Consider the following 16,145-nt stretch of genomic DNA (forward strand, 5'->3'; position numbering starts at 1 on the left):
CAGATGTTCAGGTGGCTCTTGCAGTGGCTTAACAGATTTTTACAGTACCCCTTTGGCAGTCTTGGGATAAGTGATCCCAAGTCTAGTCAAGGCAATCTGGTGGCAGATCAACCACCAGAACTTACGAATGCGGATCTAGAGTCCTTATTTAACGAACTCCTAGAAGGAGTACATCAAGCGCGAGGACAACAATGGGCATTCAAGTATTTACAGCGGATGGAACCGCGTATTACTGTTGACCGTTGGATAGATTGGCTGTTGATATTTGGAGACAAATTATTAGCTTCTCCCGCACCGAATCTTCAGTTAGCGGAGCGGATGGTGAAACTGGGTGAGTTGAGTATGGGAGAGGTTAGTAACTTGTCCTATGACATTGGGATGCAGCTATTGCGGCGCAATCTTAATCAGGAGTATGAAAGTACGCAAGAGTCACAGGAGTGGGAAATTTCCATCCCTACACAGGAGGAGTTAGATACTCCTGGTCAAGAATTGCTGCGCCAATTTGGGGAGCAAATCTGGCAATATCAGGAAATGGAACCTCTGAGTCATCCACAATCCCCAATGGTTGAGGATCTATTCACTGGTGAGTCTCTAGAGTTAAGTCATGAGTCTTTGGCTGAAGATATTTTTGACAATACTGCCAAGACGGAAAATGACTATCAGAGTTATGAGCATAAAATTCAGGAATTTTCCCAGAATGTTGAGGATGTAATTGCCGATCCAGAATCTCGAATGGAGAAAAGCTGGCACGAGCCTTGGGTAAATTTAGAACCGCAGTTAGCATCCACTTTCGATGAGTTGGTGGTGCGGTTAGAGCAAAGTAACGATCTTGTTCAGCGGTTAGCGTCGGAATTGGCAATTCGTGATGGTCAGATTGTGCAGCAATCTAGATCACAAGTGGTTGTTACTAATCCGGCAGAAAGTTTATTTTATGAAGGGTTACAGCAAGCTAAGGCTGGAAAGTTATTAGCGGCTTTGTATTTGTATGAACGAGCTAGTCAAATCCAACCTCAAGCTTATGAATATTGGTTTAATCAGGGGCTGACACTGTTTTATTTGCAACGGTTTACAGAGGCGATCGCTGCTTATAACCAAACACTGGCTCTCAAACCCGATTTCTATAAGGTTTGGTATAACCGAGGCGGTATTCTCGGTGAGTTGGGAGACTTTGATGCGGCTATTGCTTCTTTTGATCAAGCGATCGCTATTCAACCAAATTACCAACCAGCTTGGTCTAGCAGAGGCTTGGCATTACTCAAGTTAGGTTTGATCGGGGAAGCCATTGATAGTTATGATCAAGCCTTGAATTTAGAACCCCAAGATGCGGAAACTTGGTATTACCGAGGTATAGCTTTAGCTGTGGTTGAGCAATATGCAGAGGCGATCGCTAGTTACGACCAAGCTCTCCATCTCGAACCCAACTATCATGAAGTATGGATAGACCGGGGGGTAGTGCTATTTAGTTTAAAACAATGGTCAGAAGCGATTGAGTCTTGGGATCAAGCTCTGGCTGTGCAACCAGAATTTTATTTAGCTTGGTATAACCGGGGTGTGTCCTTTGAAAACTTAGGTTGTCGGGAAGATGCGATCGCCTCCTATCAACAAGCGATCGCCATCAAACCCGATTTCCATCCGGCATGGTATAACCAAGCTGTAGCCCTATTTTACCTAGATCGTTTCCCTCAAGCCATTTCCTGCTATGACAGTGCCTTGGAAATGAAACTAGACTATTGGGAAGCTTGGCTAGGAAGAGGGGCGGCTGCTGGTCATCTCACCCCCCAACAATCATCACTAATTATCGTTAGTAGCATTTCTGCCGCCAATCCCAACCTGAACTTAGGCGGTTATGAAGGCAAATTAGCCAGTTATCAAGAAGGTTTAAAATATCTTCGCCCCGATACTCATCCAGAAGGTTGGGGAAGATTACATATAGCTGTTGGTAATACTTATTACGAGCAAGGCAAAAAAGAAACTGCACATCGGGATTATTGGCATCATGCCATGTCTGAATACCAATTGGCACTATCCACCCTAACACCAGAAGATTTTCCCGAATTCCATTTAGAAATTTTGCAACTTCTCGCCAAAGTCCTTGTCTGCTTAGGAGAAACAACAACCGCACAAGAACTACAAAAATGGGGAATTGAACTATTACAACAATTACTCACTCAGCCCACCCGTTCTGATGAAAATAAAAAACAACTGTTACTAAAATTCATAGGTTTAGGACAACTAGCAGTTGATTTGGCTGTAAATACAGGAGACCTAGTAGAAGCTTGGGAAATCGCTGAACAGGGTAAAAATAATTGTTTACAGTGGTTAATACCTGATTTAAATTATCAACTTCAGTCGGGGAATTATCACGGTATTCAAAAATTACTGAATCCCTCCACAGCTATAATTTATTGGCATATTAGTCCAGCCGCTTTGCACACATTCATTATCAAAGATCAAGCCCCATCTCCCATTTTACTTTTTACACCTATCCAAGATATAGAAGCAATTCCAGAGGGAGTAAGACGCTTAATTGAGTTTGAACAATGGTTAGCAGATTGGCAACAGTCAGCAACACTATCCAAACTGTTAGAGTTGCAAAATATCTTGAATATTTCCACAATTATTCAAGAATTGGAAGGGGTAGAGACAATCATTTTAATTCCTCACCGTGACCTATACAAGTTACCTTTGCACAGTTTATTTAAGCTGTCTTTTGTTTCGGTAGCCTCTGCAAAGGTGGCAAATTATAATATTAGCTATCTACCCAGTGTAGCTATGGGAATTTATTTACAATCTCAATCATCTTCTAATGGTCATCAGGACTATCCTCTACTTAAATCTGATAGCGAAGCGCGATATAGGAATCAATTAGCATCAGAAATCATTAGCGAAACCTTTGCTATTTCTCAGGATTTTCTGAGTTATTAAGAGATGATTGTTAACAGTTGACTGTTAAGGTAATACTGCTCGGTTAAGCCTAAAAAGTAATTATACGGTAGGTTGGGTTGAGGAACGAAACCCAACATTATCAAGGATTTTGTTAGGTTTCGCTGTTAAGGGACTGCCAAGAAATAAAGTTCCCAATTAATGATAATGATCATCATTGGTAATGTCTTTTAATTATCCCTCTTATATATTTAACCGACCTTCCGCACCCTAAACTGTCACACAACGAAAAATGGTCGTTTGGGGATTTGAGATTGGCGATAGCGAAGCGCTGCTGCAAGCAGTTCGCCACCTAAGATTTCGACGATTTTGTATCAAAATTATCATCAAAGGTATTCAAAAATCCGAAATTACCGATTGTGACACTGGGGGGTGCGGAATGTGGGATTTAAACTTTAAGAGGGATAGGCTATTATCTTACACCTCTATATCTAATTTACTCATCAGAAATCATACTTAATATCCATGCTATCCATCGTCTAACTGTGCTAGAAGTTTTATAAAAAACCTGATATTGTAAAATTTTTCTAATAAAATATAATATTTTTATTTTATGCCTTTTTTTTAAATAATCTGTGCTTTCATCACTTAACTTAAAGTTGATTTCTTTAGTATTTATGTCTTTATATTTTTCAACAAATCCAAGATATCTAGCAGCATCAGTATAATAAGTAGTCTGTCGTTGATTAAATTGATAATTTGCTGTAATCTCTTCCTTTGTAAGCTCTTTATTTAACAAAATTGTTAGTAAATCTATAATTCTTGCAAATGTATTTGCTTGTGGAAATGGAATATCTGTTGGTTCAGGGGCTATCGTAATAGATTTAAATACTTCAGATACATCATCATGAGTTATTATTTCGGGTGCTATAACATAATTTTTTTGCTCTACTAACTTTATAGAATTGTAATCTAATAAATTCTCAAATTTGTATATAAAGAAGCTAAATATATTACTAGAATTAGAGTAAGTCATTAAAACTGGAATTACCTCTTTTGTTCTAATTTTATTAGACCATAGTTGATATGGATAATAAAGCTGCCTAATTAAAAAATTATCCACATCATATAATTTAGCTTCCACTAATACAAAATAATTTTCACTCTCAAACCCTGCATCTATTTCACACTGAGAGTTATCAACTTCAATTTGATACTGTTTATTATCTACTTTATCTTTTATAAAAAAATTAAACTTACCTGTAGACATTCGACCATAAACAGTTTGTTTAAAAACTTCTCCATTACTATTAATTAAATCATCTATAATATCTATATTGAAAGCACAACTTAAAGCTGCACTTTCTGAAAAGAGATTACAATAATCTATACTTTCTATACTGGAAGGAAAATCAACAGGAGTAGGTTCTAAACAAGCGTCATAATCAACATTTAAATAAGTATCAAATCTGCCTATTATATATTTATTTCTGGAAATAGGTAATATAGACAGCTTATGTTGTTTAAAGATTTTAGGCAAAGTATGATAATGATCAAACTTTGCCATTAACCTACTTTCTCTGAATTCATTAATACTATTGGACTCTATCTCAAAGTATCCTATTTCATTTATTTTTTCCAAAATAGAGTATTTTTCAAATAGTGCTTCCCAAGCAATATCATTTTTAGTATTTTTATCACTCATAGTTTTTTACTAAAATCTCATCCACTTTACCTCTTTTTTTACCATTACAATTTATCGCTCTTATAGCTGAGATTTTTGTGTGCAGATAATCTTTATAGAGGTCTTCGATAAATTCTGTACAAGCATTACTTAGTAAAATATGACAACCCCTACTGTTTAGATCATCAAATACCTCTTTTAATCTTCTCTGTTCCTGTTTATTGAAACCGTTAACATCGTAGCCAGTAAAAGAAGCAGTTTCGGAAACTGGATCATAAGGAGGATCGAGATATATAAAATCTCCTCGTTTGGCATCTTTAACAGCTTCTTGAAAATCAGAGTTTAATATTCTAACTTGATTTTCATTTAAATATTTATTAACTGCTTTTAAAACAGCTATATCTAAAATATTTGGATTTTTATATTTGCCAAAAGGTACATTAAATTGACCTTGAGAATTAACTCTAAACAACCCATTATAACAAGTTTTATTTAAGAAAATAATCCTGGATGCTCGTTGAACTTCTGTTTTAGACTTGAAATTCTTTTCTCGATCCCAGTCTCTAATATCATAATAATAATATTCATTATTTTTGTGATTTTTTAAATCCTCAATTAGTTCATCTAAAGAATTTTTAATTATTTTGTAACAATTTATCAATTCAGCATTACTGTCATTAATGACAGCTTTTTTAGGTTGCAAACTAAACAAAAGCGCACCACCACCAATAAAAGGCTCGTAGTAGGTTTGAAGATTATAATTTTTAGGCAGGTGATTGGCTAGAATTGTCGGCACAAGCTGTCTTTTTCCTCCTGCCCACTTTACAAAGGGTTTGACTAACGGATTAACTGATACCATTTTATGACCTGTAAATTATTAAGTGACAATAGCTTATTGATACTATTGTACTATATAATTGATATTTTCGTCTAGAATCCAGATTATACTATATTTTTTGGAAAAATCTGGATTTTTGAGAATTATTGGATTATTCCCAGTTTAATTGACATTCATGTTGATCAAATTCCCAATCAATACATACATCAGATATGGAGTCCATCGAATTTATTATATTAAAAACTTGAAGTTTATCTTCTTGTTGATATAAGCTAACAGCATATAAAATAATAGCAGCTAACCAAGCATCAAGTCGTCTAGCAAATTCAAGTGTCCAATCATATCTTTCTTCAACAGTAGGTTGATAATTAATCACAGGAGTAGCTGTTTAGTGTGTTAATTTTGACAGACAAACCAGAAATTTCCTTCATGCAGAAAGTGTGATAGAAAAAAGAATCCCTGAAAGCCTGAAACCTTAAATCCGCAAATATTTCTGACACGGAACTTGCCAGAAGTCTTACGGGTAAAGGATTCACAGAATTAACACACTAGTAGCTGTTGATTTATGTGATGGAGGGTAAGGTAGTTGAATCAATCCAGGTAAAACACCTAAAATATGAAATTCAGTTTCATTGTCACTCACATCAATTAATTGCCATTCAGTATTATTTGAGTATAAAGGCATATTAAAAAATAAATAATTTCCTCGTTCGTAAGTGTTACTTGTATTCCATATATCCCAAGATCGTAAAGCTTTTACTAACACTTTCTGCCATCGAATATTATCGGTTGACGCTCACGGAAGCCTCATTAATTTACAATCTGCTATATTCCCAATCACCAATTATCTATTTTGTAAAAATTCCGCGTGTTCAGGTGAATTTAATCCGGCTTGTAAAACTGCTAAAACCTGAGTCATGTCACCTGACAATAATGCTGGCACTGCTAACCATAAACCTGGCATAACTTGACTTTTGATAACACCATTAGCATCGGGTTCAAGAGAGATATATTCACTTTCATGTAATTGAAACCAATTTAGTTTTTTTTCTAAACTTTGCCAAACAATATATTCTTGAATACCGTTGCGACGATAAGCCTTTTTTTTATCATGCAAATCATAAGCTGCACTACTAGCAGCAATTTCGGCAACTAATTCTGGTGAACCTTCAATATAGTCATCTGCTGTAATGCGGGACTTTCCTCCTAAACTTTGATCAATGAATAGAATTCCATCGGGTTGGGGTTCGTTATCTTGATCTAATCTAATTGTGGGTTCAATACCTAACTTGACACCGGGTGTAGCAATTTGATAATTCCCTAACCAAATTACCAGTTTTGCATGGGGTTCTGCATGACGTTGAAAGCGTAAGGGTGATGCCACGTAAACTACTCCTTCGATTAATTCGGCTTTTTTAACATGGAGACTTTCTGTATAACGACGTTCAAATTCGTGGCGTGATAGGCGATCGCCACTTTCTAAAGGTAAAATCAGATTTTGAGTATTGTTAATATCTGGTTTCTTAATCACCATGTTGCGTCCCTCCATTAATTACCTTAATTTTATAAAATATCCAACTTGTCAAACAACCATTTGCACGCACTATCCACGTCTGGAACTTGTTCTCCTGGGGGTACAGGTGGACGATTTACCATCACAACCTTAATTCCGAGTTTCCTAGCAGCGATAATTTTGGGATAGGTGGCACTACCACCGCTATTTTTACTAACAATGGTATCTATATTATATTTGAGTAAAATTTCCTGTTCGTTTTCTAAAGTAAAGGGACCGCGATCGCATAAAATTAATCCAGGTGGAATGATAACATCAGTATTTGGTGGATCAATCATCCGCATTAAAAACCAAATTCCCTGTGAATTTGCAAAAGTCGCAATTTCTTGTCTACCAATTGTTAAAAATACTCGTTTAGCTTGATTTGCTAACACAGCAGCAGCAGCGAGATTATTTTCTACTTCTAACCAGCAATCATCTCCTAATTTTTCCCAAGGTGGACGAATTACCATTAATCGCGGAATACCTATTTCCTGTGTCGCTGCGGCGGCATTTTCAGAAATCTGATTAGCGAAAGGATGAGTAGCATCAATTAATATATCAATTTGCATTTCTCGCAAATAACCAACCAATCCTGGGACACCACCAAAACCGCCAATCCGCACATTACCAACAAGATTAGCAGGTTTACGAGTTCGACCGGCTAAAGAAGCGATCGCCTCAATACCAGGAATATTTGCTACCTTAGCAGCCAATTCCACTGCATCACCAATTCCACCGAGAATTAAAACCCGCAACATATCAATTTTGGATTTTGGATTTTAGATTTCTACGAAGTTTGCACTTGAATGAAATACATCCTAGTACAAAACGGCGTAAATAAACCAACCATTCTAAATCCTCTAAAAGCCTATACTGTCTTCATTTTGACTTTTGACTTCCGCTTTGCGGTACTAGTCCCATCCTTGGTTGCGTGGCTATCGTGTACAGACAAATTACAGCGATTTCTAATCATATAAGGTACATCTTAGCCCCCTCATCGCTTGCGGGGAGGGGGTTGGGGGTGGGGTTCTTGTACTTCATAACACTACAAAGTGCTGTATGTTTATTCATTTTTAATTAAGTAGGTGAACAGAAAAATTTAAAGGTATGTGAAGAAAAGTAAAATCACTCAAAACTCTCTTCCTGTTCCCTGTTCCCTGTTAAGAGTTCCCTGTTCCCTTGCCCCAACGACAATTTTTAACACCCACCTACTTACTAATGTCTATTGACACCAGATTCTAGGATTTTAACTTGATTTTGGAGTTTTTCTACAGTTTGCAAATGCGATAACTTTAATGAATAATTCAACCAAATAAAACTACCGGAAAAGATAGTTAAAACTACAACTAAAATACCTGTTAACAATTTCACCTGGAAATGCAGATGTTTTACCTGATTAGCTTGATTTTCTTCTGGAAGTTGAGACATAGAAGCTAAACTGAGATTTTCATTATCTACCATCACCTCTATCTTCGTTTCTTCCACTCTGGCAAATGTCACCTTACTTTCCAGCCATTTAGTAATTAACTCAGGACAATTTTTATTAAACCATTGCCAAGCCAGGATTTTAAATACTGGCTTCGACATTTTAGTCATAAATTTTAGAGTCTTATTGAGAGTTCCAAAATGCAGCTTATGATTTATAAAATTAGTTGAACCAACATCATAAAGACAATCTATGATGGCTTTAATTGTAACTTCTTCCTGATAAATCAAGGTTTTTAATAAAAGTCTAAGTTCATTAATTAGTTGTTCCTCTTTCTCTTTCTCTTTTTCTCGAACCTTTTGTGTTAAATGATCAGATATTTTTACTGATTTAGACATATTAAGACTATGGGTTGCTGGAAAAGTTTTTTTATTATAGTTCCCAGTTTCCATTACCTAATCTTCCGAGAACCGGAAATTTTCGCCAAAGCATCTTGAAACGCGGGTGGTAACTGACGCATAATTTTACCTTTTTCTCGATCCAAAGCTACTAACGTTACCAGAGCAGTAATATATAAATCCTGACCATCAGGAGAAACAAGGGTGTAGTCCCAGTTCATTCGCACTCCCGTTACCTCAGCCATCCGTGTTCTTACTAGGACTGGCATTCCTAATTTCACCGACTGATGATAACGAATTGACAATTCTACAACAGGTAAATCACAACCTAAAGCTACTAAATCAGCAAATTCAATGCCTATAGAGCGTAAGCATTCTACCCGTGCTTCTTCCATCCATGTTAAATAAGTACCATGCCAAACTATACCTGCGTAATCAGTGTGGTGAGGTTGGGCCCGAACTGGATATTCAAACCAATTTTCAAATGCAACATTAGTCACACTGTCAATAGCGCTGGTGGGTGGTAATTGGGGCTGATTGATTTCTTTAGGCATAGGAATAATTTTTACAAGCAACGGATGGCTAAAAAACCGATAAAACTTTGTAAATTGGATATTTGTCAACTATTTTTCATCTTACCAGATTGTCAAGACGTTGCGTGAAACGCCCATGATTCGGAAAATTTGAGCAATACTGGTACATGAAGCAAGATAGACAGAAATTACAAAAATGACGATTCAACTTACAAATACAGGATTATTAGATTGGACTGGTGATACTTTAGCCTTTGGTCTATTTGAAGATGCAGTGGAGTTAACTGGTGATCTGGTCAACTTAAATGATAAATTTGCGGGAATTTTAAAAGAAGTAATTGCCGAGGAAGAGTTTACAGGTAAGGCAAATAGCACCGTTGTCATTCGTTTAGGTGGGACTGGTCCAGTGAAGAAGGTGATTGTGGTTGGTTTAGGGAAACCAGACGCACTAAAATTAGACAGTTTACGCCGTGTAGCCGCGACTATAGCCAAAACCGCCAAAAAGCAAAAAACCAAGACTTTGGGCATCAGTTTACCACTGTGGAATAATGACCCAGCCACCACAGCCCAAGCACTAACTGAGGGCATAGAATTGGCACTTTACCAAGATATTCGCTTTAAATCCGAGCCAGAAGATAAAAATCCCCAGATCGAAACCATTGATTTACTTGGTTTAGCTGGACAAGAGGCGGCTATTACCCGTGCTAATCAAATTGTTTCTGGTGTGATTTTGGCAAGACAGTTGGTAGCAGCCCCAGCGAATGCGGTTACATCTATTACTATGGCAGAAACTGCTCAAGCGATCGCTCACGAATACGGGTTAGAACTGGAAATTCTCGAACAGGAAGAATGTGAAAACCTCGGTATGGGAGCATTTTTGGGAGTTGCCCAAGCTTCTGATTTACCACCAAAATTCATTCACCTCATCTATAAACCAGCCGGTACACCTAAGCGGAAACTGGCAATTATCGGAAAAGGTGTAACTTTTGATTCCGGTGGATTGAACATTAAAGGGGCTGGTAGCGGCATTGAAACCATGAAAATGGATATGGGTGGTGCAGCCGCAACTTTAGGTGCAGCCAAAGCCATTGGGCAGTTAAAACCAGATGTAGAAGTTCACTTTATCTCCGCCGTTACTGAAAACATGATTAGCGGTAAGGCTATGCACCCTGGAGACATCTTAACTGCATCAAATGGCAAAACAATCGAAGTTAATAACACCGATGCTGAAGGGCGGTTAACCTTGGCTGATGCCTTGGTTTATGCTGATAAATTGGGTGTAGATGCGATCGTTGATTTAGCTACCCTTACAGGTGCTTGTGTGGTGGCTTTGGGCGAAGATATCGCTGGTTTATTTACACCAGATGATGCGGTAGCTTCCCAACTGCAAACAGCCGCTGATAGTGCTGGTGAGAAAATTTGGCGGATGCCAATGGAAGACAAATATTTTGACGGACTTAAATCTGGTATTGCCGACATGAAAAATACCGGACCCCGTTATGGCGGTTCTATTACTGCGGCTTTGTTCCTCAAACAGTTTGTTAAAGATACCCCTTGGGCGCATTTAGATATTGCCGGACCAGTTTGGGCTGATAAGGAACATGGCTACAATGGTGCCGGTGCAACTGGTTTTGGTGTGAGAACACTGGTTAGCTGGGTTTTGAGTTAATTTAATTTCCTCTAATCTGGACAAGACAAGATCCCCGACTTCTTCGAGAAGTCGGGGATCTGAAAAAACAAATGGGAGTCTTATATCAACTGGAAATTAATGGCTGATTTTCTGAACTTTTATCTTTAAATGTTTGGGGTACAGATACACCTAATAAAATCATATTACTTGTCATGTAAGACAATAAAGTAGACCACAATAAATGATTATTATGAAAATACCAAGCTGCAATTAGTAAGGGCATAAAACCTACTATAAAAGATAATAATACCGCATTCCGTAAAGTTGCACTTTCCTTTAAGCCAATAAAATAACCTTCTAGCATAAAAGTAATAGCAGTAACTACTAAAATAGGCAGTAACCAAATGGTATATTGATTAATCTCTTGATTCACTTCTGTGTGATTAGTTAATAATCCAAATACCTGATCAGGGAAGAAAATAGATGTCCCGGCAAAACCTAATGCAATCACCACACTAGTCACTAAAGAAACTATTAATAAAGGGATGATCTGTTGAGTATTGCCTTTGCTTTTAAAATTCGCTGTCAGGGTTTGCATTGTTACTCCTACCCCTTGAATTGTAAACTGACTCAAAAGAGCAATTTGGAGTAATAAACCATTTTGCGCTAAAACAGTTGTTCCCATGGTTGCACTTAAATTAGTAAAAATAGAATAGACAGAAACTAATACTAAAAACCGAATCAAAATATTACCTTTTAATGCAAAAGTTTCCTTTAAAGCTACCCAATCAAATAATTCTTGAATGGCTGCTGGTACAGCTTGCCAAGGAATAGTAAAAAACATCCATATTAAACCCACGATTAAAGCTAAATACTGGCTTAATGCTGTTGCTAAACCTGCCCCTACACTTGCCCAACCCCATTTAGAAATCATCAAATAATCTAACAATACATTAGAACCATTACCGACAATTGACATTAATAGCATCACCCAATTCATTTCTCTACCTAAAAACCAACCAAATAAAACAAAATTGAGGAGGACAGCAGGTGCGCCCCAAATTCGCGCATAAAAATAATCAACTCCAGCAGATTCAATATCTGAAGAACCACTCAAAATGAAAAAACCAATTTTTTGTAAAGGATATTGCAATAAAACAATAATTAACCCCACTAGTAAAGCAATTAAACCACTCCGTAAACCAGCTAAAATTACGGCTTTATCATCATTTTGACCAACAGCTTGAGCAGTAATAGCATTAGTGCTAGAACGCATGAATTTTAAGACTCGATAAAGATAATCAAACAGAATAGTGGCTAAAATTACTCCTGCTAAATGTCGAATATCTGTTAAATGCCCTAAAAAAGCAATATCTACCAAACCAGCCAAAGGAACCATCATATTTGCAAGCACGCTGATGCTTGCCAGTCGGTAAAATCTGCCTAAAAAATTGTAGTTACTGGGGACTGTAAATGTAAATCTCATTTTTGTTGTTTGGTCTGCTATAATTTCAGTTTATTATCATCTAGAAAACGCCTTTATAGTAATTAGCAAGGGGTAGTTCATTCACATATTTTCCGGTGAACGGTAAAAGAGCATAAAAAAGCTTTAACCTGACCGTTCTCAGTCCTATTCAAAATACCTATATGCTTAATTAGGTATCGTTATATTTCAATTAATGCAAGCTCCTGAATTCTCTTAGTTGCAGAAAAAATAGATTTTCTTATGCTTTTTTGAGAATTCTGAATTTTTAAGTATTGCAATCTGATAAAATTTGTAAGGTTTCTATAAGCTCTGAGCAATGGGATCGACTGGTGTAAGGATCGCAATTGACGCAATGGGGGGAGATCATGCACCCGCTGAAATCGTCGCCGGCGCACTGCGGGCGCGAGAAGAATTGGGTGTAAAAATATTACTGGTTGGAGATCCCCAACAAATCGAGGCTGTAATGCCGCCAAAGACAACTATGGCGGATTTGGAGATTGTTCCTGCCGAGGAAACGATCGCTATGGATGAAGATCCTCTCAACGCAGTTAGACGCAAGCGGAAATCTTCCATCAACATAGCGATGGATTTAGTCAAAAATCAACAGGCAGATGCTGTATTTTCTGCTGGACACTCTGGGGCAGCTATGGCATCAGCTTTGCTGCGATTAGGCAGATTACCGGGAATTGACCGCCCAGCAATTGGCACAGTATTCCCCACCATCAAAGCCGGCAAGCCAGTAATGATCCTGGATGTTGGTGCTAATGTAGACTGTCGCCCTAAATTTTTAGAGCAGTTTGCAGTTATGGGTTCAATTTACAGTCAGTATGTTTTGGGAACCGACAATCCCAAGATAGGTTTATTGAATATTGGCGAAGAAGATACTAAAGGTAACGAAGTAGCTCTCCGCGCCCACCAATTGTTACGGGAAAATACTCAAATTAATTTTACTGGTAATGCTGAAGGGCGTGATGTATTATCTGGTGAATTTGATGTGATTGTTTGCGACGGCTTTGTGGGTAATATTTTATTAAAATTTGCCGAAGCAGTTGGGGGCGTAATTCTACAAATTCTTCGAGAAGAATTACCCCAAGGGATACACGGTCAAATCGGTACAGCGATTTTAAAACCTAATCTGAAGCGCGTTAAACAACGCATGGATCATGCTGAACACGGAGGAGCTTTGCTTCTGGGTGTCAGCGGTATTTGTTTTATTGGTCATGGTAGTTCCCAAGCACCATCTATTTTTAGTGCCATTCGCATGGCTAAAGAAGCCGTAGATAATCAGGTGCTAGAAAGACTCCAATCCCAATATCAAATTCTCCAAAATGAAAGTAGTTAGCTATTATTTCTTCAACGTGGAGATACTACGTTAACAACTATTTGTCATTTGTCATCCAATTTTAGATTGCGGATTTTAGATTCATAAATACTTTTATAAATCTGAAATTCTTGATCTCAAATCTAAAATTGGGATTGTCATTGGTACTCGTTATTAATGCTTACAAACAAGACAACTGACAATTTAGAAATGACACTTGACAATTGAGGAAAAAAGAAGTGCCAAATTTTTTCAACAGTGGTATAGCGATTACAGGTAGTGGTTCAGCAGTCCCAGCAACTTGTTTACATAACCAAGAATTAACTCAACTGGTAGAAACATCAGATGAGTGGATTGCCTCAAGAACAGGAATTCGTCAAAGACGGTTAGCATTGCCCCCTGACTCACTGACATCATTAGCCACTGCGGCTAGTCGGCAGGCTATTACTGCCGCCGGGATCACAGCAGCAGACATAGATTTAATTTTATTAGCCACATCCACTCCTGATGACCTGTTTGGAAGTGCTTGCCGTGTTCAAGGTGAATTAGGTGCTACCAAAGCAGTTGCCTTTGACTTAACTGCTGCCTGTTCTGGCTTTGTCTTTGGTTTAGTCACAGCCGCCCAATACCTCAGAACAGGTGTTTATCAAAATGTACTCTTAATTGGGGCTGATATCCTCTCTCGATGGGTAGATTGGCAAGATAGACGCAGTTGTGTGTTATTTGGTGATGGGGCTGGGGCGGTGGTATTACAGGCTAATAAAAGCGATCGCCTATTAGGATTTTGCCTCAAAAGCGACGGTTCTCAAAACAATTGTCTCAACCTAGCCTATAACGCCTCTAGCACAGAATTAGCGCCAGATATTCACGTATCTACAGGCAAATATCATCCTATTACCATGAACGGTAAAGAAGTCTACCGCTTCGCTGTGCAAAAAGTTCCAGAAGTGATAGACAAAGCCCTATTTGCAGCTAATCTCAAAGTTGAAAATATAGATTGGCTAGTATTACATCAAGCAAATCAAAGGATTATCAATTCCGTTGCTGAACGCTTAGAGATTCCCAAACATAAAATTATCAGCAATGTCGCCGACTATGGTAACACCTCCGCTGCATCTATCCCCCTGGCTTTAGATGAAGCAGTGCGAGCCGGGAAAATTAAACCTAATGATATCATTGCCACATCTGGTTTTGGTGCAGGTCTTTCCTGGGGGGCAGCCATTTTTCAATGGGGAAGATAGATAATTCAAAAGTCAAAAGTCAAAAGTCAAAAGTAGAAAATTAATACTAATAATCAATGACAACTGACAACTAACAACTAACAACTAATAACTAACAACTAACAACTAACAACTAACAACTGACCACCGACTAATAACAAATGACTAAAACTGCATGGGTGTTTCCCGGACAAGGTTCTCAAGCATTGGGAATGGGAATAGACTTGTTAACTCTACCATCTGCCGAAGAAAAATTTATTCAAGCTGAGGAAATTTTGGGTTGGTCTGTAATAGATATATGTCAAAGTGATATTGACACCTTATCAAGAACACTTTATACCCAGCCTAGTTTATATGTAATCGAAAGTATTATTGCTGATATTTTGCGGGAAAAAGGACAGCAACCAGACGTAGTTACAGGTCATAGTTTAGGCGAATATATAGCCCTTTATGTCGCTGGTGTCTTTGAATGGTCGGCTGGATTACACTTGGTAAAACGACGGGCAGAATTAATGGATAGTGCTGCTGGGGGAATGATGGCAGCATTAATGAACTTTGACCGAGAAGAATTAGAAAAAGTTATTAGCGCCACACCTGATGTAGTTTTAGCAAATGATAACAGTCCTCTCCAAGTTGTTATTTCTGGAACTCCAGACGCTGTACAGACTGTCATTTCACAAGTTAAAGCTAAACGGGCCATCCCCTTAAAGGTTTCGGGTGCATTTCATTCCCATTTAATGAAAGCAGCCGCAATGGAATTTCAAGAAGTTCTGGATTCAGTGATTTTTCAGTCAGCAAATGTTCCAGTTTCATCTAATGTAGATCCAATTCCAGCAGTGGCAGCGGAAACTTTAAAACAGCGTCTTTCCCAACAAATGACTGGTTCTGTCCGCTGGCGAGAAATTTGTTTGCAATTAGTAGAAGATGGCATTGAGAAAGTTGTAGAAATTGGTCCTGGAAACGTATTAACTGGGTTAGTTAAACGAACTGCACCTAGTTTAATTTTACAAAATATTCGTAATGCTGCTGAGTTACCTGAATAGGTGAAGAAAACACCAAATTGCTGCAAAAGTCTGGAATTGATGAATTTTTCTCTCCTCATTGGTTGCCCTTTGTAAATTTACAACCTTTAGACTTTACGTCGGATGAAATATTTTCGCAAAGTCTTAAT

Annotated in this window: 14 protein-coding genes; 5 read left to right on the forward strand and 9 right to left on the reverse strand. The window is 37.9% G+C overall.

The genetic code is table 11. From position 1 onward, the window contains the following. Nucleotides 1-3: 3 nt before the first annotated feature. Complete coding sequence (locus tag HEQ36_RS05535; RefSeq protein ID WP_053538554.1) at nt 4-2,925, forward strand: tetratricopeptide repeat protein; 2,922 nt, start codon at nt 4-6, stop codon at nt 2,923-2,925. A 454-nt stretch (nt 2,926-3,379) separates the two neighbouring features. Here the strand turns inward: HEQ36_RS05535 and HEQ36_RS05540 are convergent, their stop codons facing one another. The 8 genes from HEQ36_RS05540 to HEQ36_RS05575 all read right to left on the reverse strand — a co-directional run bounded on the left by HEQ36_RS05540 (nt 3,380) and on the right by HEQ36_RS05575 (nt 9,338). Then, nucleotides 3,380-4,588 carry a translation elongation factor gene (locus tag HEQ36_RS05540; RefSeq protein WP_081424169.1) on the reverse strand — a complete coding sequence of 403 codons (1,209 nt, stop codon included), beginning with the start codon at nt 4,586-4,588 and terminating at the stop codon, nt 3,380-3,382. Further along, complete coding sequence (locus HEQ36_RS05545; protein ID WP_027402257.1) at nt 4,581-5,426, reverse strand: DNA adenine methylase; 846 nt, start codon at nt 5,424-5,426, stop codon at nt 4,581-4,583. Before HEQ36_RS05545 ends, HEQ36_RS05540 begins: the two co-directional genes overlap by 8 nt. 130 nt (nt 5,427-5,556) lie before the next feature. Further along, nucleotides 5,557-5,781: an alfin gene (locus tag HEQ36_RS05550; RefSeq protein ID WP_027402256.1), complete on the reverse strand. Its 225-nt coding sequence runs from the start codon at nt 5,779-5,781 to the stop codon at nt 5,557-5,559. 156 nt (nt 5,782-5,937) lie between these two features. Continuing rightward, nucleotides 5,938-6,090, reverse strand: a complete 153-nt coding sequence (locus HEQ36_RS05555) for a hypothetical protein (RefSeq protein WP_168634853.1) — start codon at nt 6,088-6,090, stop codon at nt 5,938-5,940. Between the two features lie 159 nt (nt 6,091-6,249). Continuing rightward, nucleotides 6,250-6,939 carry a Uma2 family endonuclease gene (locus HEQ36_RS05560; RefSeq protein WP_168634854.1) on the reverse strand — a complete coding sequence of 230 codons (690 nt, stop codon included), beginning with the start codon at nt 6,937-6,939 and terminating at the stop codon, nt 6,250-6,252. Between the two features lie 29 nt (nt 6,940-6,968). Beyond that, nucleotides 6,969-7,718, reverse strand: a complete 750-nt coding sequence (locus tag HEQ36_RS05565) for a cobalt-precorrin-6A reductase (protein ID WP_190384176.1) — start codon at nt 7,716-7,718, stop codon at nt 6,969-6,971. 457 nt (nt 7,719-8,175) lie between these two features. Beyond that, nucleotides 8,176-8,784 carry a hypothetical protein gene (locus tag HEQ36_RS05570; protein WP_053541216.1) on the reverse strand — a complete coding sequence of 203 codons (609 nt, stop codon included), beginning with the start codon at nt 8,782-8,784 and terminating at the stop codon, nt 8,176-8,178. A 53-nt stretch (nt 8,785-8,837) separates the two neighbouring features. Continuing rightward, nucleotides 8,838-9,338, reverse strand: coding sequence for a thioesterase family protein (locus tag HEQ36_RS05575; RefSeq protein ID WP_039199261.1), 501 nt, complete (start codon nt 9,336-9,338; stop codon nt 8,838-8,840). Nucleotides 9,339-9,513: 175 nt separating this feature from the next. Here HEQ36_RS05575 and HEQ36_RS05580 point away from each other — a divergent pair, with 175 nt between their 5' ends. Further along, complete coding sequence (locus HEQ36_RS05580) at nt 9,514-10,986, forward strand: leucyl aminopeptidase (RefSeq protein WP_168634855.1); 1,473 nt, start codon at nt 9,514-9,516, stop codon at nt 10,984-10,986. An 85-nt stretch (nt 10,987-11,071) separates the two neighbouring features. On the opposite strand, the gene gntT is transcribed toward HEQ36_RS05580, so the two are convergent. Beyond that, nucleotides 11,072-12,433 carry a guanitoxin biosynthesis MATE family efflux transporter GntT gene (gene gntT, locus HEQ36_RS05585; protein ID WP_168634856.1) on the reverse strand — a complete coding sequence of 454 codons (1,362 nt, stop codon included), beginning with the start codon at nt 12,431-12,433 and terminating at the stop codon, nt 11,072-11,074. A gap of 316 nt (nt 12,434-12,749) precedes the next feature. On the opposite strand from gntT, the gene plsX reads away from it, so the two are divergent. The 3 genes from plsX to fabD all read left to right on the forward strand — a co-directional run bounded on the left by plsX (nt 12,750) and on the right by fabD (nt 16,017). Beyond that, the gene (gene plsX / locus HEQ36_RS05590) at nt 12,750-13,775 is read left to right on the forward strand and encodes a phosphate acyltransferase PlsX (RefSeq protein ID WP_168634857.1); all 1,026 of its coding nucleotides are present in this window, start codon (nt 12,750-12,752) and stop codon (nt 13,773-13,775) included. 218 nt (nt 13,776-13,993) lie between these two features. Next, nucleotides 13,994-14,995, forward strand: coding sequence for a beta-ketoacyl-ACP synthase III (locus HEQ36_RS05595; RefSeq protein WP_168634858.1), 1,002 nt, complete (start codon nt 13,994-13,996; stop codon nt 14,993-14,995). 140 nt (nt 14,996-15,135) lie between these two features. Further along, nucleotides 15,136-16,017, forward strand: a complete 882-nt coding sequence (fabD, locus tag HEQ36_RS05600; protein ID WP_168634859.1) for an ACP S-malonyltransferase — start codon at nt 15,136-15,138, stop codon at nt 16,015-16,017. Nucleotides 16,018-16,145 lie beyond the last annotated feature (128 nt).

The sequence above is a fragment of the Anabaena sp. 54 genome (genome assembly GCF_017355725.1).
Taxonomy (GTDB): Bacteria; Cyanobacteriota; Cyanobacteriia; order Cyanobacteriales; family Nostocaceae; genus Dolichospermum; species Dolichospermum heterosporum.

Bases quoted from the DNA above. Each gene is read 5' to 3' on its own strand.
- HEQ36_RS05535 (WP_053538554.1), top strand. From the start codon at position 4: ATGTTCAGGTGGCTCTTGCAGTGGCTTAACAGATTTTTACAGTACCCC.
- HEQ36_RS05540 (WP_081424169.1), bottom strand. From the start codon at position 4,588: ATGAGTGATAAAAATACTAAAAATGATATTGCTTGGGAAGCACTATTT.
- HEQ36_RS05545 (WP_027402257.1), bottom strand. From the start codon at position 5,426: ATGGTATCAGTTAATCCGTTAGTCAAACCCTTTGTAAAGTGGGCAGGA.
- HEQ36_RS05555 (WP_168634853.1), bottom strand. From the start codon at position 6,090: ATGCCTTTATACTCAAATAATACTGAATGGCAATTAATTGATGTGAGT.
- HEQ36_RS05560 (WP_168634854.1), bottom strand. From the start codon at position 6,939: ATGGTGATTAAGAAACCAGATATTAACAATACTCAAAATCTGATTTTA.
- HEQ36_RS05565 (WP_190384176.1), bottom strand. From the start codon at position 7,718: ATGTTGCGGGTTTTAATTCTCGGTGGAATTGGTGATGCAGTGGAATTG.
- HEQ36_RS05570 (WP_053541216.1), bottom strand. From the start codon at position 8,784: ATGTCTAAATCAGTAAAAATATCTGATCATTTAACACAAAAGGTTCGA.
- HEQ36_RS05575 (WP_039199261.1), bottom strand. From the start codon at position 9,338: ATGCCTAAAGAAATCAATCAGCCCCAATTACCACCCACCAGCGCTATT.
- HEQ36_RS05580 (WP_168634855.1), top strand. From the start codon at position 9,514: ATGACGATTCAACTTACAAATACAGGATTATTAGATTGGACTGGTGAT.
- gntT (WP_168634856.1), bottom strand. From the start codon at position 12,433: ATGAGATTTACATTTACAGTCCCCAGTAACTACAATTTTTTAGGCAGA.
- plsX (WP_168634857.1), top strand. From the start codon at position 12,750: ATGGGATCGACTGGTGTAAGGATCGCAATTGACGCAATGGGGGGAGAT.
- fabD (WP_168634859.1), top strand. From the start codon at position 15,136: ATGACTAAAACTGCATGGGTGTTTCCCGGACAAGGTTCTCAAGCATTG.